The sequence below is a fragment of the Streptomyces sp. NPDC102462 genome, from assembly GCF_044765425.1.
GTDB lineage: Bacteria > Actinomycetota > Actinomycetes > Streptomycetales > Streptomycetaceae > Streptomyces.
Map to the genome: position 1 here is coordinate 1 of NZ_JBIWKB010000058.1, position 24,002 is coordinate 24,002.

At 71.4% G+C, this 24,002-nt stretch carries 21 protein-coding genes, 2 pseudogenes and 1 riboswitch; of the genes and pseudogenes, 11 read left to right on the forward strand and 12 right to left on the reverse strand.

Annotation, left to right across the window (positions count from 1 at the left end; all coding sequences use genetic code 11):
• Positions 1-148: 148 nt before the first annotated feature.
• Positions 149-1,066 carry a MerR family transcriptional regulator gene (locus tag ACIRFL_RS34735; protein ID WP_404036712.1) on the reverse strand — a complete coding sequence of 306 codons (918 nt, stop codon included), beginning with the start codon at positions 1,064-1,066 and terminating at the stop codon, positions 149-151.
• Between the two features lie 149 nt (positions 1,067-1,215).
• Positions 1,216-2,634, reverse strand: a complete 1,419-nt coding sequence (locus ACIRFL_RS34740; RefSeq protein WP_404036715.1) for an MFS transporter — start codon at positions 2,632-2,634, stop codon at positions 1,216-1,218.
• A 376-nt stretch (positions 2,635-3,010) separates the two neighbouring features.
• Here ACIRFL_RS34740 and ACIRFL_RS34745 point away from each other — a divergent pair, with 376 nt between their 5' ends.
• Complete coding sequence (locus ACIRFL_RS34745) at positions 3,011-5,122, forward strand: bifunctional glycosyltransferase 87/phosphatase PAP2 family protein (protein WP_404036717.1); 2,112 nt, start codon at positions 3,011-3,013, stop codon at positions 5,120-5,122.
• Here the strand turns inward: ACIRFL_RS34745 and ACIRFL_RS34750 are convergent.
• A pseudogene (locus ACIRFL_RS34750) lies at positions 5,045-5,335 on the reverse strand (ATP-binding protein); the annotation flags it as partial. The gene ACIRFL_RS34745 and the pseudogene ACIRFL_RS34750 overlap by 78 nt on opposite strands.
• Positions 5,336-5,455: 120 nt before the next feature.
• On the opposite strand from ACIRFL_RS34750, the gene ACIRFL_RS34755 reads away from it, so the two are divergent.
• The 5 genes from ACIRFL_RS34755 to ACIRFL_RS34775 all read left to right on the forward strand — a co-directional run bounded on the left by ACIRFL_RS34755 (position 5,456) and on the right by ACIRFL_RS34775 (position 8,485).
• Positions 5,456-6,286, forward strand: a complete 831-nt coding sequence (locus ACIRFL_RS34755) for a helix-turn-helix domain-containing protein (protein WP_404036720.1) — start codon at positions 5,456-5,458, stop codon at positions 6,284-6,286.
• Positions 6,267-6,524: a DUF397 domain-containing protein gene (locus ACIRFL_RS34760; RefSeq protein WP_404036723.1), complete on the forward strand. Its 258-nt coding sequence runs from the start codon at positions 6,267-6,269 to the stop codon at positions 6,522-6,524. Before ACIRFL_RS34755 ends, ACIRFL_RS34760 begins: the two co-directional genes overlap by 20 nt.
• A gap of 284 nt (positions 6,525-6,808) precedes the next feature.
• On the forward strand, positions 6,809-7,057 hold the full coding sequence (locus tag ACIRFL_RS34765; RefSeq protein ID WP_404036726.1) for a hypothetical protein: 249 nt from the start codon (positions 6,809-6,811) through the stop codon (positions 7,055-7,057).
• A 138-nt stretch (positions 7,058-7,195) separates the two neighbouring features.
• On the forward strand, positions 7,196-7,645 hold the full coding sequence (locus ACIRFL_RS34770) for a hypothetical protein (RefSeq protein ID WP_404036728.1): 450 nt from the start codon (positions 7,196-7,198) through the stop codon (positions 7,643-7,645).
• 99 nt (positions 7,646-7,744) lie between these two features.
• On the forward strand, positions 7,745-8,485 hold the full coding sequence (locus tag ACIRFL_RS34775) for an alpha/beta hydrolase (protein WP_404036731.1): 741 nt from the start codon (positions 7,745-7,747) through the stop codon (positions 8,483-8,485).
• A 181-nt stretch (positions 8,486-8,666) separates the two neighbouring features.
• Here the strand turns inward: ACIRFL_RS34775 and ACIRFL_RS34780 are convergent, their stop codons facing one another.
• Positions 8,667-9,164 (reverse strand): hypothetical protein, encoded by a 498-nt coding sequence (locus ACIRFL_RS34780; RefSeq protein ID WP_404036734.1) that lies wholly within the window; start codon positions 9,162-9,164, stop codon positions 8,667-8,669.
• A gap of 103 nt (positions 9,165-9,267) precedes the next feature.
• On the opposite strand from ACIRFL_RS34780, the pseudogene ACIRFL_RS34785 reads away from it, so the two are divergent.
• The 3 genes and pseudogenes from ACIRFL_RS34785 to ACIRFL_RS34795 all read left to right on the forward strand — a co-directional run.
• A pseudogene (locus ACIRFL_RS34785) lies at positions 9,268-9,744 on the forward strand (ATP-binding cassette domain-containing protein); the annotation flags it as partial.
• Positions 9,745-9,829: 85 nt separating this feature from the next.
• Positions 9,830-11,053: a hypothetical protein gene (locus ACIRFL_RS34790; protein ID WP_404036737.1), complete on the forward strand. Its 1,224-nt coding sequence runs from the start codon at positions 9,830-9,832 to the stop codon at positions 11,051-11,053.
• A 37-nt stretch (positions 11,054-11,090) separates the two neighbouring features.
• Complete coding sequence (locus tag ACIRFL_RS34795) at positions 11,091-11,696, forward strand: hypothetical protein (RefSeq protein ID WP_404036739.1); 606 nt, start codon at positions 11,091-11,093, stop codon at positions 11,694-11,696.
• A gap of 57 nt (positions 11,697-11,753) precedes the next feature.
• On the opposite strand, the gene ACIRFL_RS34800 is transcribed toward ACIRFL_RS34795, so the two are convergent.
• Positions 11,754-12,923 carry a steroid 3-ketoacyl-CoA thiolase gene (locus tag ACIRFL_RS34800; RefSeq protein ID WP_404036742.1) on the reverse strand — a complete coding sequence of 390 codons (1,170 nt, stop codon included), beginning with the start codon at positions 12,921-12,923 and terminating at the stop codon, positions 11,754-11,756.
• A gap of 239 nt (positions 12,924-13,162) precedes the next feature.
• Between ACIRFL_RS34800 and ACIRFL_RS34805 the strand changes: the two genes are divergently transcribed.
• Positions 13,163-14,398, forward strand: a complete 1,236-nt coding sequence (locus ACIRFL_RS34805) for a cytochrome P450 (RefSeq protein WP_404036745.1) — start codon at positions 13,163-13,165, stop codon at positions 14,396-14,398.
• 672 nt (positions 14,399-15,070) lie between these two features.
• Here the strand turns inward: ACIRFL_RS34805 and ACIRFL_RS34810 are convergent.
• The gene (locus ACIRFL_RS34810; protein ID WP_404036747.1) at positions 15,071-16,075 is read right to left on the reverse strand and encodes a hypothetical protein; all 1,005 of its coding nucleotides are present in this window, start codon (positions 16,073-16,075) and stop codon (positions 15,071-15,073) included.
• A gap of 199 nt (positions 16,076-16,274) precedes the next feature.
• Here ACIRFL_RS34810 and ACIRFL_RS34815 point away from each other — a divergent pair, with 199 nt between their 5' ends.
• Positions 16,275-16,802 (forward strand): hypothetical protein, encoded by a 528-nt coding sequence (locus tag ACIRFL_RS34815; protein WP_404036749.1) that lies wholly within the window; start codon positions 16,275-16,277, stop codon positions 16,800-16,802.
• 96 nt (positions 16,803-16,898) lie between these two features.
• On the opposite strand, the gene ACIRFL_RS34820 is transcribed toward ACIRFL_RS34815, so the two are convergent.
• From ACIRFL_RS34820 to ACIRFL_RS34845, 6 genes are all read right to left on the reverse strand, one after another.
• Complete coding sequence (locus ACIRFL_RS34820) at positions 16,899-17,312, reverse strand: transglycosylase SLT domain-containing protein (protein WP_404036752.1); 414 nt, start codon at positions 17,310-17,312, stop codon at positions 16,899-16,901.
• 351 nt (positions 17,313-17,663) lie between these two features.
• Positions 17,664-18,491: an ECF transporter S component gene (locus ACIRFL_RS34825; protein WP_404036755.1), complete on the reverse strand. Its 828-nt coding sequence runs from the start codon at positions 18,489-18,491 to the stop codon at positions 17,664-17,666.
• Positions 18,488-20,413 (reverse strand): ABC transporter ATP-binding protein, encoded by a 1,926-nt coding sequence (locus ACIRFL_RS34830; RefSeq protein WP_404036758.1) that lies wholly within the window; start codon positions 20,411-20,413, stop codon positions 18,488-18,490. The genes ACIRFL_RS34825 and ACIRFL_RS34830 overlap by 4 nt, the downstream gene beginning before the upstream one ends.
• A gap of 16 nt (positions 20,414-20,429) precedes the next feature.
• Positions 20,430-21,572, reverse strand: coding sequence for a CbiQ family ECF transporter T component (locus ACIRFL_RS34835; protein ID WP_404036761.1), 1,143 nt, complete (start codon positions 21,570-21,572; stop codon positions 20,430-20,432).
• On the reverse strand, positions 21,565-22,215 hold the full coding sequence (locus ACIRFL_RS34840) for an SCO2322 family protein (protein ID WP_404036763.1): 651 nt from the start codon (positions 22,213-22,215) through the stop codon (positions 21,565-21,567). The genes ACIRFL_RS34835 and ACIRFL_RS34840 overlap by 8 nt, the downstream gene beginning before the upstream one ends.
• A complete protein-coding gene (locus ACIRFL_RS34845) occupies positions 22,212-23,441 on the reverse strand; it encodes a prenyltransferase/squalene oxidase repeat-containing protein (RefSeq protein ID WP_404036766.1) in 1,230 nt (409 codons plus the stop codon). The genes ACIRFL_RS34840 and ACIRFL_RS34845 overlap by 4 nt, the downstream gene beginning before the upstream one ends.
• Positions 23,442-23,585: 144 nt before the next feature.
• A riboswitch (cobalamin riboswitch) is annotated at positions 23,586-23,660 on the reverse strand.
• Positions 23,661-24,002 lie beyond the last annotated feature (342 nt).

Consider the following 24,002-nt stretch of genomic DNA (forward strand, 5'->3'; position numbering starts at 1 on the left):
AACGGCTACAACGAGACCGACCCACCCGACTGGGCACACCGCTGGCCGGCGGAACTGCTCTGGGTGACCCACAAACCGTAAGGTCCGCCGCGCCGAGACGTGCAGGCATACCCTCGCCGGGCAGGGCTAGGGCAGGGCTGGGCCGTGTTTAGGTAGCGGGTGAGTCTTGGGCGGATAGTTCTTCCGTCAGTTCCATACAGCGCAGGCGGGCTGGGGAGAAGTCGTAGGGCATCTTGCCGGTGGCTTCGAACGCGCTCATGGAGTCAGCCTCCCGCCTGCCAGAGCCGAGGTCAGCCTCGCCCTCGCCCTCGCCGTCATCGGCGGTGGCAGGCTGCAAAGTGTCCCAGGCGTCGAAGAGGGCATCGTCGTCCTCACCCAGGCCGGACTCCTCGATGACGGCCTGCAGGGCGCTTTCGAAGGCGTGCCGCTCGACGGCCACTTGAGCCACCCGTGGATCATCGACGGCGACACTGTCATCGAGTGCCTCCTCGGCCTCATCGATGCGGTCGGATTCCTCCCGCAGAGCGGGATGCGTGGCCAGGACGACGAAGCGGGTGGCCTGGACGGCCGCGCCGAGCGGGCCGAAGATCCGCTCAGTGACCAGCAGACTGTCCAGGTCCGCCTGACGCAGGGAGCCCTCGGGCAGGCTCTTGAGGCGTTCGGTGACGAAGTCGGAGAGCAGGCCCATCCGGCTGCCTTCGGTGCGCATCCGCTGCACGGCGGTCCGTTGCCGCCGCAATTCCGCTTCCTGCTCGGCGAGGGTTTCCTCCAACCGCTCCAGGATGCCCGCGATACCTTCTCCGCTGTCCGCACCGGCGGAAGCCGTGCCGGTGGTGAAGGCGTCACGGATGTCGTCCAGGGCGATCCCGGCGTCGGCCATCTTGCGAATCCACAGCAAGCGGATCATGTCCTCGTACCCGTAGCGGCGGCGGTCATCGCCGCCCCGCTCAGGCTCGGGGAGCAGGCCGATCTCGTGGTAATGGCGAATCGCCCGTGGCGTGCTGCCCACGAAGGCCGCCGCGTCACCGATCTTGACCTGACGGGGTGGCCTGAAAGACGAATGCATGAGCAGGGACCTTTCCTCAAGGCATCGGGACGTAAGTCCACCGGACCACATGCCGCTGGGGAAGGTGCAACCCCATACACACCGCGCCGCGCCAATGCCAGGAATGCGCCGCATCAGCTCTCGCCTGCAACAACGTCAGCCGTCGTGGCCTAGCCGCGCCGGGCCGGGGACGGGACGGCTGGTAGGGGTTCTCGGGCGGGTGGGGAACCCGGGAGGGGGCGGCCTGCTGATTCGGGGAGGCGCCAGGCCGCCACGGCGCCGATCACTGCCGCCGCCATCATGTAGTACGCGGGCATCATCATGTCCCCGGTCGTGCCGATCAGGGCGGTGACCACCAGGGGGGTCGTGCCGCCGAACAGGGAGACCGAGATGTTGAAGCCGATCGACAGGGAGCCGTAGCGGACCGGCGTCGGGAACAGGGCGGGCAGCGCCGACGGCATCGCGGCCGTGAAGCAGACCAGCAGCAGCCCCAGCGCGCCCATGCCGAGGGCCACCGCGAGCAGGCTGCCCTGGCGGATCAGCAGCAGGGACGGGACCGAAAGCAGCAGGAAGCCCGCGCAGCCCGCCGCGATCAGGGGGCGGCGGCCGACGCGGTCGGTCAGGGCGCCCGCGAACGGCTGCACGACCATCATCAGCGCCATCACCCCGAGCACCACGAGCAGCCCGTGCGTCTCGTCGTACTTCAGCTCGCTCGTCAGATAGCTCGGCATGTACGACAGCAGCATGTAGTCGGTGACGTTGAAGACCAGGACCAGGGCCACGCACAGCAGCAGGGCACGCCACTGGCCGGCGATCATGTCGCGCAGCGGCACCTTCGGCCGGGCCGACTCGCTCTTCGCGACCTCCGCCGCGAACGCCGGGGTCTCCTCCAGCCGCATCCGCAGATACAGCCCGACGATCCCCATCGGACCGGCGATCAGGAACGGGATGCGCCAGCCCCAGGACACCAGGTCGTCCGCGGACAGCAGCGCCGTCATCAGCGTCACCAGACCCGCACCGCCGATGTACCCGGCGAGCGTGCCGAACTCCAGCCAGCTGCCGAAGAAGCCCCGCCTGCGGTCGGGCGCGTACTCGGCGATGAACGTGGACGCGCCCGCGTACTCACCGCCGGTGGAGAAGCCCTGCACCAGCCGCGCCGCCAGCAGCAGGAGCGGCGCGCCCACCCCGATCGTCGCGTACGACGGGATCAGGCCGATCGCGAAGGTGCCCGCCGCCATCATGATCATGGTGAGGGCCAGTACCTTCTGCCGGCCCACCCGGTCGCCGAGCGGCCCGAAGACCATGCCGCCGAGCGGCCGGACCAGGAAGGCCGCCGCGAAGGCGCCGAACGTCGACAGCAGCTGCGCGGTCGGGTTGCCGGACGGAAAGAACACCTTGCCCAGCGTCACCGCGATGTAGCTGTAGACACCGAAGTCGAACCATTCCATGGCGTTGCCCAGCGCGGCGGCCTTCACGGCGCGCTTGACGAGCGCCGGGTCGGTCTCGGTGACCCGGCCCCGCGCAGGGGCGGCAGCCGCCCCGGGCGACCTGGGCGGCTCGGACGGTGTGACGACTGTGGCGGCCGGCAAAACTGCGCTCGCCTACCTCTCGACGGGGACAGGAACGGGGGCCCACCGCAGCAGGCCGAATTTCGACCATAGGCGGACGTACGTCCCTTACGTGCCGTACGCACATCACCGCACAGAGCAGCCAAACACCCCCCAAGCAGGCACGCAGACCCGCCCCGCCGCGCCCCCGCGCCTCGCCCGCTGTGATCCATCTCGCTCCCCGTGGGCGCAACCCCACCCCCTGCGCACTATCGTCTTGCGGACAAAAGGCGAGCGGACGTCAGGTGAAGCAGGGGTTTCCCGCGTCACTCTCCAGGGGGCAGCGCATCTTCATAGGGTGCGCAAAGGGAAACCCGCGCGGACGTGCGGGTCGGACGGGGCGGGAGGCCGACGAGGCGTGGCGAACGTGGAGCACAGCGGGCGACCGGGGGAGGGCTTCGCGGGAGCGTCGGCCAGGGCCCGTCTGAAGGCGGCCAGGCTGGCCCTGTGGGCGGTGGCCGGGATCCTCGCGGTACGCCAGTTGACCGCGGTCCTCGGCTCACCCCGCGGGGAGCGGCTGACGGACCTGGAGACCTGGGTGGGCCCCGACGGCGTCCTGCACGTCAACGGCTCCCTGTACGACTCGACCCGGTTTACCGGCACCCCCTTCGGCGGTCTGGTACTCAAGCCGCTGACCCGCGCTGCCGAGCAGGCCCTCGGCTGGGGCTGGACCTTCGGCACCCTGCTGCTGGTCGTCGCCCTCGGCCTGGTCGCGGCCCGCGCCCTGCCCCAGCCGGTCAGCCGCCGCACCGCGCTGCTGGCCGCGCCGGTCGCGATCAGCCTGCTGATGCTGTCCCTGCCCGTCCGCAACACGCTGTGGCTGGGCCAGACCAGCGTCATACCCGTGCTGCTCGTCCTGCTCGGCTGCTTCGTCGTCCGCGGGCAGCGGGTCGGCGGCCTGTGCATCGGCGTCGCCGCCGCGCTCCAGCCGACCGTGCTGCTGTTCGCCCCGCTGCTGTGGTTCACCGGCCGCCGCCGCGCCGCCGCCTCCGCCGCGGGTACGTTCGCCGCGGCCACCGTGCTGGCCTGGGCCGCGATGCCGCACGACTCCTACACCTACTGGGTGCACCACATGGCGGGCGTGGGTCTCGGCGGCAAGGCCGACGCCCTCGCCAACCAGTCCCTGCACGGCGCGCTGCTCCGCCTGGATCTGACCGGCCCGCTGGAGATAGCCGTCTTCCTGGTGCTCGGCGCGGTCGTCGCGACCCTCGCCCTGCGCCGCGCCGTCCGCTACGCCCGCGACGGCCAGCTGCTGCTCGCCGTCGCGATCACCGGCTGCGCGGCCGTCGCCGTGTCGCCGACCACCTGGCAGCACCAGCTGCTGTGGGTGCTGCTCGCGGTCGTCGGCCGGGTCGGCAAGCGCGCCTCGGACCGCTACGTCTGGCCGGTCGCCGTGGTCCTGGTGACCACCCTCCCGGCGAAGATGATGCTGCCGAACATGCCGGTGCTGTACCCGCTGCGGGACAACATCGTGCTGCTCGCGGCCGTCGCCGCCGCCACCGCGGTGCCGTTCCTTTCGCGCACCTCGCCGTACTACGCGAGCCCGGTCCCGCCGCAGTACGCGAAGCCGGTCCCCGCCCGTTTCCGGCGCGTCCCGCTCCTGCCGTTCCTCCGCCGGGTCCTCACCCGCCCCAACCTCCTCCTCGAACTGCTCCTGATACGCGTCACCTACGCCGCCTACCAGCAGGTCCGGCTCGCGGCGACCGGCGGCAGCAACGCCGAGGGGCGGGCCACCGCCGAACACCACGGCCAACTGATCCTCGACCTCGAACGGTTCCTGCGCATCGACATCGAGCACGCGGTCAACCACGCCGTCGTCAAGATCGACTGGCTGCGGAACTTCTTCGACTTCTACTACGAGTCGTTCCACTTCGTCGTCCCGCTCAGCGTGCTCGCCGTCCTCTACCTGCGCCGCCCCGTCGACTACCGCTGGGCCCGCTCCTCCCTCGGTTTCGCCACCCTGCTCGCGCTGGTCGGCTTCTGGCTGTTCCCGCTGGCCCCGCCCCGTCTGATGCCGCACCTCGGCATCATCGACACCGTGCACGGCGTCCAGGACTTCTCCAAGCCGGACTACGGCACCCTGACCGCCCTCACCAACCAGTACGCGGCGATGCCCTCGCTGCACTTCGGCTGGTCCCTGTGGTGCGGGGTGGTCATCGCGGTCATCGCCCCCAGGTGGTGGATGAAGGCGCTGGGCCTACTGCACCCGCTGTTCACCGTGTCGGCCATCGTCGCGACGGGCAATCACTGGGTACTGGACGCGGTCGGCGGCGCGATGGTCGTGGCCGGGGGCCTCGGACTGTCCTATCTCTTCCAGGGGCCGCGGGCCGCACTCGAACCACACGGTCTTGCCGCCGCCGGGGCGCGGCTGGACGCCCCACTTGTCGGCGACCGCGTCGACCAGGAGGAGTCCGCGTCCGCCCTCCCCGTCCAGCGGCGGGTGGAGGGTGACAAGCGGCAGGTCGGGTGATCCGTCGGTCACCTCGACCCGTACGACCGACTTCCGCCGCTGCACCAGCAGCACGCAGCGGCGGTCGGGTACATGGCGTACGACGTTGCTGACCAGTTCGCTCACGCCCAGTTCCACGGCGTCCGTCAGGTCGGCCAGCCCCCAGTCACGGAGCAGGGAGCGCACGATGTTGCGCATGTGCCGCACGGAGTGCTCGCCCACGGCGAGACTCATGCGGTAGTGGGGAATGTGCAAGTTCACGCCACGAGGCTGACCTGCCGCGACTACGCTCGGCTATGGAACGGATACAACAGGTCCCGCCGTGGACCGAGTTGCGCGAGAGGGGAACCGTCCGTGACCCACATCAACGTACTCGACCCGGGGGCGTCGCCGCTCGACTTCTATGGCTTCGAGCTGCGCCGGCACCGGGAGGTCGCCGGACTGACACAACGCCAGCTCGGGGACATCCTCAACTACACGGGTTCGCTCATCGGCCAGATCGAAACGGCCCGCAAGTTGCCGACGCAGGAGTTCAGCGAACGGGCGGACGCGGCGCTGGAGACGGGCGGGTTGCTTTCGCGGCTGGTTGCGCTGGTGATGCGCAGCCAACTTCCGGCTTGGTTCCGGGAGGTGGCCGAGCTGGAGGCGCGGTCTACGGAGATCTCCGCCTTCCACACTCACCTGGTCCACGGCTTGTTGCAGACGCCGACCTACGCACGTGCCGTGCTCGGTGCGCTGGATCACAGCGACCTCGACGACCGCACCGCGGTACGACTGGCCCGCCAGCGGATCTTCGAAAGGGCCGGGCAACTGGTCTTCTGGATGGTCCTCAGCGAGGCCGCGCTGCACCAGGAGATCGGCGACGCGGAGACCATGCGCGGCCAACTGGCCCACTTGGCCTCGTTCGAGCACAATCCGCAGATCAACATCCAGGTGCTGCCGTTCTCTGCCGGGGCGCACGCGGGCCTGCAAGGCTCATTCGACATCTTCCGCTTTGAGAGCGACCCGGCCATCGTGTACACGGAGGGCTACGGCGGCAGCGGACATCCAACCGCCGACCGGGCCACCGTCAAGAAGTGCTCACTCCGTTACGATCATCTGCAAGCCGCCGCGCTGTCCCTGCGAGACTCGGCGGAGTTGATCCGGCACGTGATGGAGGACCGCTATGGAGAGCAACTGGCGTAAGTCCAGCTACAGCAGCGACCAGGGCGGCAACTGCGTGGAGTGCGCACCACTCGGCGGCCTGGGCTGGCGCAAGTCGACGTACAGCGGCGACGAGGGCGGCAGTTGCGTAGAGGTCGCCGAAACCCCCTGCGCCACCGTGGCCGTAAGAGACTCCAAGAACCCCGCAGGCCCGCATCTCGCCTTCGGGCCCGCGGTGTTCACGTCGTTCTTGGAGTGGGCTACCGAGAAGCGCATCTGAGCACCGCTCCGCAGACAGACAAGTAGCCGGGTCGCCCGGGGGTAAGACGCCCCCGGTCGATCCGGCCATGGTCCGGTCGACCGAGCCCGTGTGCTGGGCTGTGCCGGCTGTACCGGGAACGGCCCGAAGTGCTGTTCGCCCACCAGGACGGGGCAGCGGCCACGAGCGTGCTGGAGACCTCCGGCACCGCAGTGGTGGTCAAGGTTGGCGGCCATCGAGACCGCCGTGGCCCAGCACCCGGCCCCGGTGCACCACCGCGTGCCGGCCGAGCACCTAATATCGGGATGGTGGAGCCGGCCGAGGCCCGCGCGGAATCCGTGATCGAGCCGGCCCAGGAGCTGGTCCGGCGCCCGAGCCGGGCCGGGATCGACGACTACGGGCCGGTCTTGGGCGTGCTGGAGGACTGGCTGACCGCCCGCACCCTGCCGCACCGCCGCCAGCACGACGCGGCGGGCGAGCCGGTCGGGCTGCTGGTGGCTCGCCGCGGCGATGTTCTGCCACATCGCCGCCGACTTGCTGCCCCGCGCCGCTGATCTGCACGGCGGGCGCGCCGAGCTGCTGGACGATGACGAGCACACCGGCGGCATCGGTGGCGCCCGCGCCTACCTGGCCGACCCCGCTGCGGCTCGCCCGGCCGGGGCTGTGGCTCGCCCGGCCGATCGAGTCGGACCGTGGCCGGTGCCATCTCCCGTGCCGCGCACCTCGTACGCCTCCTGGACTCCGCCGACCTGCCCGGCGGCAACGGCGCCTCGGCCTTCGACGCCCACGCCGCCGAGACGCTCGTCCGCAAGGCGGTCGCCGAACTCGACGCGGAACTGCCCGTCGCGGCGCCCACCGAGGTCACCCCCGTCGCCAGTTGGCCGCCCTTCCGTCTGGCCGAGGACGAGCAGCCTGCTGCCGCCCTGCTGACCGCCGCCGCGGATGCGGGGCTGACAGTACGGGCGAAGACCGCGGGGCCGTCGAACATCGGCAACCTTCTGCACGGCATCGACGAGCGCGCCCACCTCGCCGAACTCCCCACGGTGTCCCATATTTCTCCCAGAAACCGTTTGACGGACGAGGGCCGACCACTGCTACATTTCCGGAGGCCGTGCGAGAGAGCGAGGAGGTGGTACCCGTGAACGCAGTATTGACATGGGTGCTCCCCTCCGGGGTCACGGTCGGGCGATAGACAGGTCGTCCGGGAGCGCCGTTGCAGTGCACTCCCGAAAGGCACGACCATGCATTTCACTTCCGAGCAACGCCTCGACGACGGCGTCCTCGAACGCGAATTCACCCTCGGTGAGATCCCCGGCATCCTGTGGACGCCCGAAGCCGCATCCACTTCCGCGCCGGTGCCTTTGATCCTGCTCGGCCACCCCACGCTCGGGTTGCGCAAGATGTACCCCCGACTGGTGGCCCGGGCCCGGCACTCCGCGGCGGAGGGCTTCGCCACGGCCACCATCGAACTCCCCGGGAGCGGCGACCGGCCCAGTTGGCCTGCCCTCGACCAGGCCCGCGCCGACCTGCGCCGGGCGATGCAAGCCGGCGAGCCGGTCAGCGACGGGATTGTCGACGCCCTCATCCTCCCGCTGGTCGACAAGGCGGTCCCGGAATGGCAGGCCGCGCTGGACGCCGTCCTGTCGCTGCCCGAGATCGGCGGTCCGGTCGGGTACTCGGGGGGAGTGATCTCTATCGGCATCCGGCTGGCGGTGGTCGAGCCGCGCATCGTGGCCGCCGGTCTGTTCGCGGGAAGTTTTGTACCTCGCGTCATGTTCGAGGAAGCCCGGCAGGTCACTATTCCGCTGCATGTCCTGCTGCAGTGGGACGACGAAGGTAACGACCGGCAGGCGGCCCTGGACCTGTTCGACGCCTTCGGCTCCAAGGAGAAGTCCCTGCACGCCAATATGGGCGGTCACACCGGAGTCCCGCAGTTCGCGGGGGACGCCGCCGCCCAGTTCTTCACACGGCACCTGAAGTGAGGCCGGGCCGTCAGACCGGCAGCAGAAGGTAGCTGATGCCGGCGGCATACTGCTCATCGAGGACGAGCCTCGGGCCGTTGACGAGCGGCGAACCAGGGGACAAGTGACCCGGAGCAGCTTTCAGACCGAAGAGGGCCCCTCGCCGGGACGCGGTGAGGGGCCGAGGGGGGCGTGCTGGGGACTACATGCCGTGGGTCCCGCGTTCCTGCCCCGCGTCGGGGTCCAGCAGCCGGCGGATGCGCTCGTACTCAGCGGCCATCTCCGGTGTGGCGAGGAAGTCGTCGAGGTCGGCGGAGACCTCGTGGTCGATTTCCTCGATGGAACGGATGGCGAGTTCGTACAGTTCGCCGCGCCGGTTCTGCTCCAAGTAGCTGTGCCAATGCGCCAACGCGCGGATGGCGGTGAGGACTCCGGGGTCCAGATCGTCTTCGACCAGGATGCCGTCATAGATCGCCGCGAGCGCGTCGTGCAGCTCGGCGGCGCTGATCGTCAGGACGTTCGCGCAGGCGGTGGTCAGCGCCGCACGCGCCTCTTCGGTGAGTTCGTCCTCGTCCGCACCGTCGAGCAGTTCCGGCCGCACCAGACGAGTGACCGTCTCCTCGCCGAAGGCACGAACGTCATCCTCGGTGGCCGCGACGATCATCCGGAGAACGTCCGCCTCAAGTTCGCTGTATTTCACGCCCGCAGCTTATTGCGGATGCCCGCTGCTCACCGAGCGCGTGAGCGAGTCAACGTCGCGGGTTAGGCTCACGCCTCTCACTGGAAGTCGACAGAAGGCCAGAATGAGCATCCATGTCTCGCGCTGTTCCTTTGGATACCGGCGCCGGGATCTCGTCCTCGAAGACCTGACGCTCGAACTGCCGCCAGGATGCGTCGTGCTCCTCGGCCCGAACGGCGCCGGGAAGTCGACGCTGCTGTCGCTCCTCGCATCCGCGCTCAGGCCCCGCGCGGGCAGCGTGACGCTCGGCGACCTCGACACCCGTAGGCGGGGAGATCTGAAGCGGTACCGACGGCAGGTCGGCTGGCTGCCGCAGCAGGTGACTCCCGTCCCGGGGCTGCGGGTCAGGGAGCAGGCGGCGTACGCCGGCTGGCTGAAGGGCCTGTCGCGGCGGGACGCATGGGACCGTTCTCTGGAGACGATCGAGCGGGTGGGACTGCGCGAGTTGGCCGAACGCTCCGCCGCCCAGCTGTCGGGAGGCCAGTTACGGCGCCTCGGTATCGCCCAGACGCTGGTGCACTCGGCGCGGGTGGTGCTGATGGACGAACCGTCGACCTGGCGCCCGGTCAGGTCGCCCAGGAGCGCCGGGCCGAGGCTGCCTACGCCGGCCTGGTCAAGGAAGAGGTGTGAGCATGCCGTGGCGCATCGTGCTGCGGGTGTCCGTCGCCCCCCGCATCGGCGTTCTGTTGATCCTTTGGCTGCTCGCCTACAGCGGCAATGTCACCGAACTGGTCACCGACGGGTACTGGGAGTCGGTTGCCGCGCAAAGCACTTCTCTGCTGGTCTGGACAGCACCGGCGGTGGCCGCCTGCGGCGCTTGGGAAGGACTGCGGGTCCGGCAGTCCCGGGCCCTGCAAGGGGCACCGGTGCGGACCTTCAGCAGCGTGTCACTCGCCGCCCTGACACCCACGCTCGTCCTGGGGGCCCTTGCGGTGGCGCTGGCCCTCGGTCTGCTGCTGCCGCAGGCCGCGGGCGCTCCCGGCCGCAGCGTTGTGGCCGTACTCGGTCTCGAACTGCTGGTCGTCGCGGCGCACACCGCCGTCGGATATGTCATCGGGCTCAGCCTGCCCCGGCTGCTGGCCGTTCCTGTGGCGCTGGTGGGCAGCTTCGTGTGGATGGCCTACCCGGCGGCGATGAACGCCTTCTGGGTCCGGCAGCTGAACGGTGCGAACCTCGCCGAGTGCTGTGCGCTCGACCAGGTAGCGGCGCCCCGCAGCGTTCTGGCACCCGCGCTGGTCTCGATCGGCCTGCTGCTGGCCGCCCGGCTGGTGACGGTACGGCAGTGGAGGGTGCGCATCCTGGCCCCCGTCGTTCTGGCCGTGGCCGTGACCGTCTCGGCGTGGATCGTCCATCCCCTCGGGTACAGCGCGGCCGAACCCCGGCCCACCGCCCTGCGCACCTGCTCGGACACACAGCCACGGGTCTGTCTGTGGCCCGAACAAAAGCATGTCGCCGCGGACATCGCCGCATGGGCAACGGATGCGCACACCCGGCTGGCCGCCATCGGCGTCGCCACCACTCCCGAACTGTCGCCGTGGTCGACGATGCCGACTTCCCATGACATTCGCTCCCTTGTCGCACTGAGCGCTGTACCCCAAGACATTCCGGCATGTGCCACGTCCGGTGAGTGGCCGGGAGGTAATGCTGTCGGGCCGCTCAGCGCCTGGCTCAGCCTGACCGCGGGAGCGGACTCCGAGGTCGTCGCATCCCGCTACGCACCAGAGGACGTCGAGGTCGCCACCCGCGTTCTCGAACGCCCCCGGCAGGCTCAACTGGCCTGGTTCCAGCGGAATGCGCAGACACTCCTCCGGTGCGACAAGCAGCCCGTCCTCGACCCCGCCCGCTTCTGAACGGCCATCACGAGCCGACCGACAGAGAGAAACGATCATGGACTGGTGGCTTCACGTGCGCCGGGTACCCGCGGTCTGCGCCGCCCTCGCCGCCTGCCTCGTCCTCGGCGCCGTCGCCGATTCCATCCAGATCCCCGTACCGGTCGTAGTCGGCGGACTCTCCTTCGCCTTCCCTCTGCCGTTCCTGCTGCCGCTCGCACCGGTGTGCCTCATCCTGTACGGACAGTCCCGGGGAGACAGCCCCATCGAAGCGACGGCCGTGCGACCGGTACGGCTGTGGGACACCGGGTTCATGACGGCCTGCGCCGTACTGACGCTCGCCGGAGGCGGGCTCGTATCGTCCCTGACCGGCCATGTCCTCGCCCCGGGCATGGCCCGCAACTTCCTGGGCTACCTCGGACTCGCCCTACTGCTGCGCACATTTACCAGCCCTCGTATCGCGGCCACGAGCGTTACTCTCTTCCCGATCGCCTGCGCGGCCTTCGGCGTTCACCACGGGACCCCTGCACGCTGGGCATGGCCCCTGCACGAACCCACCTACCTGCCGGCCTTCATCGAGGCCATCGCTTTGGGGGCCGCCGGACTGGCCGCTGCCGCTCTCCCGGTTACCGCCGGCCGCCTGGCTCAACCACCGGAGCAATGACTTGACGAGTCACGCGGTGTGCGGATGCCGAGTGAGGCGACCGTGTCGGCGGGGATGTCAGAGCCGTTGGATGATCGTGCCGGTGGCCAGTCCGCCGCCCGCGCACATCGTGATGAGCGCGAACTCCTTGTCCGTGCGCTCCAGTTCATGGAGTGCCGTGGTGATCAGGCGGGCCCCGGTCGACCCGACGGGATGCCCGAGGGCGATCGCACCGCCGTTGACGTTGACCTTCGCCAGATCCTGGTCGAAGACCTGGGCCCAGCTCAACACCACTGAGGCGAACGCCTCGTTGATCTCGACCAGGTCGATGTCCTTGAGGGTCATCCCGGCCTTGCCCAGCACGGCCTTCGTCGCGTCGATCGGCCCGTCCAGGTGGAAGTGCGGGTCGGCGCCCACCAGGGCCTGCGCGACGATCCGCGCCCGCGGCCGCAGCTTCAGCGCCCGCGCCATCCGCTTGGACGCCCACATGAGGGCCGCCGAACCGTCCGAGATCTGCGAGGAGTTGCCCGCGGTGTGCACGGCCGTCGGCATGATCGGCTTGAGCCGGGCCAGCGCCTCCAGGGACGTGTCGCGCGGCCCCTCGTCCTTGTCGACCAGCCGCCACATGCCCTGCCCGGCGTGCTGCTCCTCCTCGGTGGTGGGGACCTGCACGGCGAACGTCTCGCGCTTGAAGCGTTCCTCGGCCCAGGCGTTGGCGGCCCGCTCCTGGGAGAGCAGGCCCAGCGCGTCGACGTCCTCCCGGGTCAGGCCGCGGTGGCGGGCGATGCGCTCCGCCGCCTCGAACTGGTTGGGCAGGTCCACGTTCCACTCGTCGGGGAACGGCTTGCCCGGACCGTGCTTGGAGCCCGAGCCGAGCGGCACCCGCGACATGGCCTCGACGCCGCAGCTGATCCCGACGTCGATGACGCCGGCCGCGACCATGTTGGCCACCATGTGCGCGGCCTGCTGCGAGGAGCCGCACTGGCAGTCCACGGTCGTCGCCGCCGTCTCGTACGGCAGGCCCACGGTCAGCCACGCCGTACGCGCGGGGTTCATGGACTGCTCGCCGGCATGGGTCACCGTACCGCCGACGACCTGCTCGACGCAGTCGGCGGGGATGCCGGTGCGGCCCAGCAGTTCACGGTAGGTCTCGCCCAGGAGATAGGCGGGATGGAGGTTGGCGAGCGCGCCGCCGCGCTTGCCGATCGGGGTGCGTACCGCCTCGACGATCACGGGTTCCGCGGCCATGGGGAAACGTCCTCTCCTCGGTCACCCGCGCGGCGCGGGGCGTCCCGGCCCGGCCCGCCACGCAGAACTAGAACGCGTACCAGTTCTGTGTGCAGTTTGCTGACCGTCCGTCCGTCACCGCAAGAGGTCGCGCGCAATTGGGGTCGCTCTGCCCCTTGCGACTTGTAGAACCCGTTACTACCGTCGCGACGACCGGGATTTCCTGATGGTCCGTCAGAAATGGTGGGAGTGAGTCGCACATGCCCTGTCCCGCGCTGTCCGACGGGTTCGACTTCACCGACCCCGATCTGCTGCACCACCGCGTGCCGCTGCCGGAGTTCGCCGAGCTGCGCCGGGCCGAGCCGGTGCGCTGGATACCGCAGCCGCACGGCGTGGCCGGCTTCGCCGACGACGGCTACTGGGCCGTGACCCGGCACGAGGACGTCCGGTACGTCTCCACCCACCCGGAGATCTACTCCTCGTCCCTGAACACCGCGATCATCCGCTTCAACGAGCACATCGAACGGGACGCCATCGACGCGCAGCGGCTGATCCTGCTCAACATGGACCCGCCCGAGCACACCAGGGTCCGGCAGATCGTGCAGCGCGGCTTCACGCCGCGCGCCATCCGTGCGCTGGAGGACCGGCTGCGGGCCCGGGCGCACGCGATCGTCCAGGGCGCGCTGGCCCGCTCCGGGCCCTTCGACTTCGTCACCGAGGTCGCCTGCGAACTGCCCCTCCAGGCGATCGCGGAGCTGATCGGCGTGGCGCAGGAGGACCGGTCGAAGATCTTCGACTGGTCCAACAAGATGGTCGCGTACGACGATCCTGAGTACGCGATCACCGAGGAGGTCAGCTCGGAGGCGGCCATCGAGATCATCGCGTACGCCATGAACATGGCCGCCGACCGCAAGCAGTGCCCGGCCAAGGACATCGTCAGCACGCTGGTCGCCGCCGAGGACGAGGGCAACCTCAACTCGGACGAGTTCGGCTTCTTCGTGCTGATGCTGGCGGTCGCGGGCAACGAGACCACCCGCAACGCCATCACCCACGGCATGCACGCCTTCCTCACCCACCCCGACCAGTGGGACCGCTACAAGCGGGAGCGGCCGGAGACCGCGGCGGAGGAGATCGTCCGCTGGGCGACGCCCGTCAACGCCTTCCAGCGCACCGCCACGCAGGACACCGAGCTGGGCCGGCGGCAGATCAAGAAGGGCGACCGGGTCGGCCTGTTCTACGCCTCCGCCAACCACGACCCCGACGTCTTCACGGACCCGGACACCTTCGACATCACCCGCGACCCCAACCCACACCTCGGTTTCGGCGGCGGCGGCCCGCACTACTGCCTCGGCAAATCCCTGGCGGTACTGGAAATCAACCTGATCTTCCAGGCCATAGCCGACGCCATGCCCAACCTGAAACTCTCCGACACCCCCCGCAGACTCCGCTCATCCTGGATAAACGGCATCAAACAACTCCAGGTAACCGCAGCCTGACCACCCCAGCGGGGCACGACACGACGGGGCCGGCTTGTCGACTGCCATCGATGCGGTGCGCCCTGCAGCGGCGCGAGGAACTACGCGAGCAACCACGACGGCCCCGCGGCCGGGAACGCTGGTGGCTGCGCCATGCGGAAGGGGGCCGGGGCTGGCGCCCTGCAGGGGCGCGGGGAACGGCGCGAGCAACCACGACGGCCCCGCGGCCGGGGAGGCTGGTCCGCAGCTGGCTGCGCCACGCGGAAGGGCGCCGAGGTCAGTGCCCTGCAGGGGCGCGGGGAACTGCGCGCCCGGCCACGACGGCGCCGCGGCCGGGGACGGTGGGCCGCTGGGGTTGGCATGCCGCAGCCGCAGCCGCAGCCGCAGCCGCAGCCGCAGCCGCAGCCGCAGCCGAGCGGCGCCGGGGTCGCGCCCTGCAGGGGCGCGGGGAACTGCGCGAGCAACCACGACGGCGCCGCGGCCGGGGACGGTGGTCCGCAGGCGGCCGGCGCGGCGCAGTCGCAGCCGAGTGGTGTTGAAGCCAGCGCCGCGGCTCCGCGGGGAACGGCGCGAGCAACCACGACGGCGCCGCGGCTGGGGGACGGCGTGGCGCTGGGACGGTGGTCCGGCGGGCGCGGCCCGGCGCAGCCGAGTGGTGCCGCAGCCAGCGCCGCGGCCCCGCACGGTCAAAGATCAACGCGCACGCCGCACCTTGCGAGTCTGCGCCGCGGCCCGCTTGACCTCACGTGGGCCGGTCTTCTCGGCGATGGCGAGATGCCGGTCGGCCTGCACGGGATCCACGAGGCAGGAGCCGAGATGCAGGTGCGCCAGCGCGGAGACCGCAGGGTCGGCCGAGGTGGTGCCGACGGTGAGCAGTTCCACCACGCCGTCGGTCTGGTTCGCCTCCAGGCGGCCGACCGCGAGGTCCACCGCGGCCTTGGGCGCGTACTCGGGATGACCGGTGGCCCGGACGCGTTCGAGCAGGTCGCGTGACTCCTCGGCCGCAGCGGGGTCGCCGCTGTCCCTGAGCAGCCCGGCGAGGTTGAACGCCGCGCGCAGCGCGACGTTGGCGTGCGGGCTGTGCATCGCGGCGCGGTAATGGGCGGCCGCGGCGTCGCGCCGGCCGTTGCGGTCGAAGGTCAGGGCGAGTTCGAGCTCGGCGTACGCGGTGACCACGGGGTCACCGCAACTGGTCGCGGCGAGGAAGCTCTGTGCGGCCTCCCCCTCTTCGCCGGACCCCACACGCAGGAAGCCGAGATGGATGGCGGCGAGGCCAGAGGTGGCGCCGTTGCGGAGCATCATGGCCAATTGGTAGTTGGCGTCGGCGTCAGCCCACTTGCGGCGGGCTTGCAGCGCCATGCCCCGCATGAGAAGGACCTCGGCGGCGATGTCCGGGTCCGAGGACTCGCCCAGCCGCTGGATGGTCTTCAGCGCGTCCTTCGGCTTCTTCCCGACGATCTGCACCAGGGCGGTGACGAGTACGCCGGCCGCGCGCAGCTTCCCGTCGTCGGAGGTGGCGAGGCGCGCCGCGAGGGCGGCGGCCTGCTCGTCCCCGTCGACGTCGACGAAGGCACGCGCGAGTGCGAGGACGCCCGCGAAGTCGAACAGGTCAATGCTCTCGTCGTGGAGCAGCTCGCCCGGATCAGGCAGCCTCAGCGGCCCCGGAAGACCGCCGCCCCCGCCTTGTGCGCCACTCACCACGCCACCTCCCGCGTCTCCCCCGGCGCCCTGACCGAGGCGCACCACCAAAGTGCCACCCCGCCCGCCCGTCACCGGTCCATGATCTGCCTACAGACCGCAACCGTACCCGCCCCCAACGGTCGGCCGCCGTTCCGTACCCTGACCGACGACCTCTTCCATGTAGAGGTCACCAACCAGCAGGAAGGTTCCACTGACCATGGAGCTTCTCGCCGAACACAACGTCACCGCCACCCCTGGCCGCTGCGTTGTGGAGGTGTATGACGCAGACGCCTACCTCGGCGACGAAGCCGCTCTGGACGCAGCCGAGATACGGGTGGTGGCCGGCAACGGCTACCACCCGTATCTCCTCAGCCTGCAACCCGACATGAAGGTCCAGATCACGATCCGCATCTGGGACACACCACCCGCCCCGCCCGCCGAGGCCGAAGGCCACACCGACATCAGCCTCGAATCCGAAACAGGCATCCTGGTCATCGGCCAACTCGACCGCGGACCCGCAGGTGATGTCACCCTGCCCCGCCCCGGTGTCTACGAAGGCCATGCCTGGTGGGAGAACCGGCAAGCGGCCGCCGACTACTACGCGACCACCCTTGACCACCTCACGGACGACGCCTTCGAAGACCACCTCGCCCAGGCGTGGAGCAACAGCCCGGTCACGGAACGCTACGTACTCGACCTGGCCTACATCCGCGCCCCCGAACCCGTCGAGGAAGACGATCTTTAAAGCCCGCGCCAATCCGCATCCCCATGGCCAACAATGCGCGCGTCACGCCCCCGCACCGGGTGGGGTGCGGGGGCGCGGGCGGGTGCGGGAAGTGGCTCAGTACCAGCCGTGGGTCTGCCAGAAGTTCCAGGCGGCGGTGGGGCTGCCGTAGCGGGAGTTCATGTAGTCCAGGCCCCACTTGATCTGGGTGGCCGGGTTGGACTTCCAGTCGGAGCCGGCGGACGCCATCTTGTGGGCGGGCAGCGCCTGGACCAGACCGTAGGCGCCGGAGGAGCGGTTGGTGGCGTTGACGTTCCAGCCGCTCTCGCGCTCGACGATCTTGCTGAACGCGTTGTACTGCGCGGCGTCCGGAATCATCTGCTTCGCGATCGTCCGGGCCGAGGAGTCCGCGGCGGGCGCGGCCTGGGCGGGCGACGAGGTCAGCACCATGCCGGTGGTGGCGGCGGCCACGGCGGCGACGGCGAGGGCCTTCTTGGGGGCGGCGAAGCGACGGACGAACGAGACGGACACGGAGAACCTCTTGCGTTGGGGACGGGGGGCCGCTCGGTACGCGTCACCTCCGCGTTCGGTGGTGTGGGCGTACGTCGGCGCCGCGACCCGGGTGGGTGCGTCGGCGCCTGGCGACGGGATCCAGAGAAACAGGCCGGAAACTTGTCCGCAATGACCCCTTTTACTAGTTGTGGCCGCATAGGCGGGAAAGGTCGTTTGTGTGACCTGGCTCGCACGGCGCAGGTCAGCGGGGGGTGCACCGACGGACATATCGGACAAAGCGGCCTGCTATCCGGCTTCGTAGGTGACCTGCGTCATGTGGGGCGGCTCACCGCACCGCCGACCGTCCGCGCACGAACGCTCACCCAGAGGTCAACGGCCGGGGGCATCGAATGTGACCGCGGTCTCGAACGCGGCCCGCCGGGTGGCCCGGCGCAGCGCCCGCAGCAGCGCCGGGCCGAGGACGAGGGTCAGCAGCACCGTGCAGACGGCCCGGCCCAGGTCCCAACCGAGCGACGTGGCCAGGCAGTAGGCGACGAACCGGGCCAGGTTGGCGGGGACCGCGGCCTGCGGGTCGAAGGCGATGTTCGAGGCCAGGGCGCCCATGAAGGGCCAGCCCGCGAGGTTCATGACGGTGCCGTAGGCGAACGCGGCGAGGAAGCCGTACCCGGCCAGCAGCGCGAGTTCGGCCCGCCCGCGCAGCCGGTCCGGGCCCGGGAGCAGGCCCGCGCCCATCGTGAACCAGCCCATCGCCAGCATCTGGAACGGCAGCCACGGCCCCACCCCGCCGGTCAGCAACGCGGACGCGAACATCGTGAGCGAGCCGAGTACGAAGCCGAAGCCGGGGCCCAGGACGCGTCCGCTGAGCACCATCAGGAAGAACATCGGCTCGATCCCCGCCGTACCCGCGCCGATCGGCCGCAGCGCCGCGCCGGTCGCGGCCAGCACGCCCAGCATGGCCACCGCCTTCGGGCCAAGACCCGACTCGGAGATCGCCGCCGTGACGACCGCGAGCAGCAGCACCAGCAGGCCGGCGAACAGCCACGGCGCGTCCTGCGCATGAGCGCTGATCCCCGACCCGGGCGAGGCGAGAAAGGGCCACCCGAAGGCGACCACTCCGACGGCCCCGACGAGCCCGAGCGCGGCAACGGAACGGGGCCCGATCCGTACGGCCCTGGCCTGGGGGGTCTGCGCCGTCATGCCAGCGCCTCCCTCACCTGGGTCACCGTGAGCCACTTCTGCGGGGCGAGGATCTTGGTGACCTGGGGGGCGAAGGACGGCGAGGAGACCACGATGTCGGCGGTCGGGCCGTCGGCGATCACCTCACCGTCGGCGAGCAGCACCACCCGGTGCGCCAGCTCGGCGGCCAGCTCCACGTCGTGCGTGGCCAGGACGACCGCGTGCCCCTCGGCGGCGAGCCCGCGCAGCAGCGCGACCAGGCGGGCCTTGGCCGCGTAGTCCAGGCCGCGGGTCGGCTCGTCCAGCAGGAGCAGCGGCGGACGGGCGGCCAGCACCACGGCCAGCGCGAGCGCCAGCCGCTGGCCCTCGGACAGGTCACGGGGATGCGTGTCGTCGGTGATCCCGGGCAGCAGCTCCGACACCAGCGCACGGCAGGTACCGGGCTCGGCACCCGCGTCCCGGTCGGCGGCGGCGCACTCGGCGCCCACGGTGTCGGCGTACAGCAGATCCCGAGGCTCCTGCGGAACCAGCCCCACCCGCCGCACCAGTTCGCGCGGCGGGGTGCGATGCGGGACGGCTCCGCCGACCTGCACCCTGCCCCCGCTCGGCTCCACCAGCCCGACCAGGGCGTTGAGCAGCGTGGACTTTCCGGCCCCGTTACGCCCCATCAGAGCAACGATCTCCCCACGACCCACTGTGAGATCAACCCCCCGCAGAGCCTCAACCCGCCCCCGCCACACCACCACCCCCCGCACCGAGGCTATTTCGACCGACGGCTGTTCCGCGCCCCGAAGGGACGCGGGGAACTGCCCGCCTGTTTCGGCCGACGGCTGTTCCGCGCCCTGAAGGGGCGCGGGGAACTGCGCGAGCGACCCCGACGGCGCCGCAGCCGGGGGGTGGCCGGTCACGGACGGCGGGTCCGCGCCCGCACCGTCCCCGTCGCCTGTTCCGGCCGACGGCTGTTCCGCGCCCTGAAGGGGCGCGGGGAACTGCGCGAGCAACCCCCGCGGCGCCGCAGCCGAACGACGCCGCATAAGTCGAGGCCAGCGCCGCGGTGCCGCGGGCAACGACGACGGCGCCGCAGCCGAACGACGGCCAGTCGCAGGCGGCGGGGCTGTAGGGGCGAGGTCAGCGAGCCGTACCCGAAGCCGCCCAGCCCAGCGCCGCGCCTCGCGGACAGTGAGCGGCAACGGCGACCACCCCGCCAACCGCCCCAGATCCACCACCGGCGGAAACACCGGAGACACCGCCATCACCTCAGCGGGAGCGCCCAGCACGGGCGCACCCCCCACCGAAGGCAGCAACAGCACCTGATCCGCGTACTGAATCACCCGCTCCAGCCGATGCTCGGCCATCAGCACCGTCGTCCCCAGGTCATGCACCAGACGCTGAAGCACCGCCAGCACCTCTTCCGCGGCGGCCGGATCCAACGCCGACGTCGGTTCGTCGAGGACCAGCACCCGTGGGTGCGGAGTGAGCACGGACCCGATCGCGACCCGCTGCCGCTGCCCACCGGACAACGTGCCGATGGCCCGGTCCCGCAGCTCCGCAAGCCCCAGCAGGTCCAGGGTCTCCTCGACGCGCCGCCGCATCACGGCCGGCGCCAGCCCCAACGACTCCATGCCGTAGGCGAGTTCGTCCTCCACGGTGTCCGTGACGAAGTGCGCGAGCGGATCCTGCCCCACCGTGCCGACGACGTCGGCGAGTTCGCGCGGCTTGTGGGTACGGGTGTCGCGTCCCGCGACGGTGACCCGGCCGCGCAGGGTGCCCCCGGTGAAGTGCGGGACGAGCCCGCCGACCGCGCCCAGCACCGTGGACTTGCCGACCCCGGACGGCCCGACGAGCAGCACGAGTTCGCCCTCGGGCACCTCGAAGTCCAGCCCCTGGACGGTGGGTTCGACGGCACCGTCGTACGTCACGCTGACGTCCTCGAAGCGGATCACGACGGCTCCTTGGGGATCACGAGGGCTCCTTGGGGACCACGGCTGCGGGAATGAGGGCGAGGAGTACGGCCGCCGCCGGCCACAGCGGCAGCGTGGGCGCGGTGAGCGGCACGACCCCGGGGTGCAGCGCTGCCGGGTTCCGGGCCGCGGCCAGGGCGAGCAGCGCGGCGACCGCGGCACCGGACGCGGCGACCAGCCAGGCCCGCGCGTTCCACGGGTCGGGCCGGTACCGGGTGCGGGGCGAGCGCCGGCCGCCGAGGCGCAGCCCGGCGAGGGCCGCGACCACCCCGGCGAGCAGCACCGGCAGCCCGTAGGTGCCGCCCTCGGCGGTGAGCAGCCCGTACGTGCCGGCGCACACGCCGAGCAGGCCGCCCAGGGTGAGCGCGGCGGTCGTACGGCGGACGGCGACGGGGACGTCGGCGGTACGGCCGTACCCGCGGGCGTCCATCGCGGCGGCCAGCGCGACGGAGCGTTCCAGGGCGCCCTCCAGCACGGGGAGGCCGACCTGGAGCAGTCCGCGCACGCCCCGGTCAGGCCGTCCCCGCAGCCGGCGCGCGGCCCGCAGCCGCTGTACGTCCGCGATCAGGTTCGGCGCGAAGGTGAGCGCCACGACCACGGCCACGCCGATCTCGTACAGGGCGCCCGGCAGGGACTTGAGGAGACGGGCCGGGTTGGCGAGGGCGTTGGCCGCGCCGACGCAGATCAGCAACGTGGCCAGCCTCAGGCCGTCGTACAGCGCGAACACCAGTGACTCGGCGGTGACCCGGCCGCCGAGCCGGATGCCCTGCGCCCAGTCGGGCAGCGGGACTTCGGGGAGGGTGACGAGGACGTGCGTGCCGGGGATCGGCGAGCCGAGGACCACCGCGAAGACGAGGCGTACGACGAGGACGGCGAGCGCCAGCTTGGCGAACGCCGTGTAGGACCGGGCCCAGGGCGCGGAGCTGCGCCGGGCGGCCACCACATAGCCCGCCGCCGCGACGAGCAGCCCGAGCAGCAGCGGATTGCTCGTCCGACTGGCCCCCACCCCGAGCCCGAGCGCCCACACCCACCAGGCCCCGGGATGCACCACGCCCCGCCGCCTGCCGCCACCCACCGGCACCGACCGCTCTGCCGTGCCGGGCACGCGGCGCGCCGCCAGACGGTCGGTGCGGTCACGCATTGCGGCGTCGGCGGGACTGCCAGACAGCTGCCGTGCCGAGCAGGACGACCGCCGCCGCGCCCGCCCACAGGCCGATCGACGGGCCGCCGTCCTCGGTGGCCGCGGGCCGCTTCGCGGCGGACGTCGGCCGGTCACCGGCGGACGCCACCTGCTCGCCGCAGCCCTTGCGCGGGTATCCGGCGATCGCACACAGCAGGGCGTTGGCGTCGTAGCGCAGCGGCCCCGCGACCGCCGCCAGCGCCTGGGCGGTCGTCGCGTCGGGCGCGACGGCCGCGCAGGCGGTCCGCGCCTTCGGCGGTGTCTCGCCGTCGGCCGCGTCCGCCGCCGTACCGAAGTCGAGGACCAGCGCCACCCGCTTGCGGCCCTCCCGCTCCGGAGTGTGCGCGCAGATCGTGTCGAAGTCCGCCGTACCGCGCGGGCGCGTGGCGTCGCCGGAGTCCTCGCTCACCGCGAACCGGAAGCCCTGCACGGCGCCGTCGGCGGGGCGGGCCGTCGACGGGCCCTCGGTGGCGTACGTCCACTTGTCGCCCGCGCGGTCCCAGAAGGACCAGTACCGGTAGCCGACGGCCTGCGCCTGACCCGCCGCGCCCCACACCAGGAGCGCGGCCAGCAGCAGGAGCGCGCCGCGCCGCACGCCGGTCACAGTTGCTGCTGCTTTCTGCGGCCGCTGAGCAGGAAGCCGATGCCGGCGCCCGCGGCCAGACCGGCGCCGACCATCCACCACACACCGGCGCCCGAGCCGCCGTCGTCCTTCTCGCCGGACGCGTCGGCGGCCTTCGTCGCCTCGGCGGTCTGCGGCGCCGGGCCGGTCGCGTTGAGCGCCCGCACCAGGTCCGTACCGCCGAAGTCCCGCGGGTCCGCGCCGGCGGCGTGCGCCGCGAAGATCAACTGGGCGTACCCGGCCGGACCGCTCTGCTTCGCCCAGGCCGCCGCGTTCTTCTCCAGCCACGCCAACGGCTTCGCCGCCCGCTGCGCACCGCCCTGCGCGGCGAGCGCGACGACCGCGTCGGCCGTGTTGCCGTAGTCGGGCTGCTCGGGGGCGCCGGCCAGCGCGGAGGTGAGGTGGCCGTCCTCGGCGACGGCGCGGGCGAGATACGACGCGCCGTTGGCCGCGGCCTGTTCGGGAGTAAGCCGGTCCGCGTCCACGCAGCCCGTGCCGGACTCCTTGGACTCCTTGCCCGCCTTCGCGTCGAGGCCCGCGCCGAGCACGCCGACCACGGCCGCCGCGGTGGCGTCCGCGTTGGCGGCCAACGCGCCCTTCTTGTCCGGCTGATAGGCGAAGGCGCCCTTGCTGTCGCCGGTGCAGGGCAGGGCCAGCTTCAGCAACGCGTCGTACGGCGACTTGCCGCCCTTGGTGACCTCAGCGGGCCGCTCACCGGCCGCCGCGAGCGCGCCGATGACCACGGCCGTGGAGTTCGCGTCGCTCGCGCCGCCCGGGGCGTAGGCCCAGCCGCCGTCCTCGTTCTGCACCGACTTCAGCCATGTCACCGCCTTGCCGGTGGCGTCCTCGTGCCCGCCGACCGCCACCAGCGCCTGGACGGCGGCGGCCGTGCTGTTGGTGTCGGTCATCACCTTGGCGTCGCAGGCCCGCGTGGGCTCGGCGCGGAACGCGGCGAACGCGCCGTCCGCGCACTGCTGTCCGGTCAGCCAGTCGATCGCCTTGGCGGCGGGCGTCACGGACACCGTGCGCTGCGCGAGCAGCGCAAGCGACTGCCGCCAGACGCCGTCGTACTTCGGGTCCGAGTCGCCGTACAGCCCGGACGGGAGCACCGTCGACGGGGACGGTGACGGGCTTGCGGCCAGGGCGGGCGCCGCGGCGGCGAGCACGCCGACGGCAGCCAGGGCCGCTGCGCTGCGGCGGACGTTCATGGTCGGCGGGTGCCTCTCTTCGCGGGTCGGTTCGCGAGGAAGCCGGGCAGCACGGGACACCCCGGGCGGCTCGGGCCCCGTAAACCTCGACGGTGCCGTGCGGGGCGGGTGCCGACGCACGTGAGCCGGTCAACGTTCCGCCCGGGGCAGTCCGGCTCACCGGCCGCGGACGGCCGGTTCACGGTTGCGGGTCAGCGCCGGATTCCCACCGGCTTCCCCCCAAACGAACAAGAAGACGCCCACCCACTCTACCGACCCCCTCCGGCCTCCTGACGCCCACGTCAGCGGCAGCCCCCTGAAGGGGCGCGGGGAACTGCGCGACCAGCCACACCAAACCCGCACTCGCCCACAGACAATTCGAGGCACCCCCGTGGCTTTGACCCACCGGCGCCGGCCCTCGCCCCATAGGGGCGCGGGGAACTGCGCGACAAGCCACAACGCACCCGCACCCGCCCACAGGCAAATCGAGGCACCCCCGTGGCTTTGACCCACCGGCGCCGGCCCTCGCCCCATAGGGGCGCGGGGAACTGCGCGACAAGCCACAACGCACCCGCACCCGCC

Bases quoted from the DNA above. Each gene is read 5' to 3' on its own strand.
- ACIRFL_RS34815 (WP_404036749.1), top strand. From the start codon at position 16,275: ATGGAGCTTCTCGCCGAACACAACGTCACCGCCACCCCTGGCCGCTGC.
- ACIRFL_RS34825 (WP_404036755.1), bottom strand. From the start codon at position 18,491: ATGACGGCGCAGACCCCCCAGGCCAGGGCCGTACGGATCGGGCCCCGT.
- ACIRFL_RS34845 (WP_404036766.1), bottom strand. From the start codon at position 23,441: ATGAACGTCCGCCGCAGCGCAGCGGCCCTGGCTGCCGTCGGCGTGCTC.
- ACIRFL_RS34775 (WP_404036731.1), top strand. From the start codon at position 7,745: ATGCATTTCACTTCCGAGCAACGCCTCGACGACGGCGTCCTCGAACGC.
- ACIRFL_RS34765 (WP_404036726.1), top strand. From the start codon at position 6,809: ATGGTGGAGCCGGCCGAGGCCCGCGCGGAATCCGTGATCGAGCCGGCC.
- ACIRFL_RS34835 (WP_404036761.1), bottom strand. From the start codon at position 21,572: ATGCGTGACCGCACCGACCGTCTGGCGGCGCGCCGCGTGCCCGGCACG.
- ACIRFL_RS34805 (WP_404036745.1), top strand. From the start codon at position 13,163: ATGCCCTGTCCCGCGCTGTCCGACGGGTTCGACTTCACCGACCCCGAT.
- ACIRFL_RS34795 (WP_404036739.1), top strand. From the start codon at position 11,091: ATGGACTGGTGGCTTCACGTGCGCCGGGTACCCGCGGTCTGCGCCGCC.
- ACIRFL_RS34760 (WP_404036723.1), top strand. From the start codon at position 6,267: ATGGAGAGCAACTGGCGTAAGTCCAGCTACAGCAGCGACCAGGGCGGC.
- ACIRFL_RS34735 (WP_404036712.1), bottom strand. From the start codon at position 1,066: ATGCATTCGTCTTTCAGGCCACCCCGTCAGGTCAAGATCGGTGACGCG.
- ACIRFL_RS34800 (WP_404036742.1), bottom strand. From the start codon at position 12,923: ATGGCCGCGGAACCCGTGATCGTCGAGGCGGTACGCACCCCGATCGGC.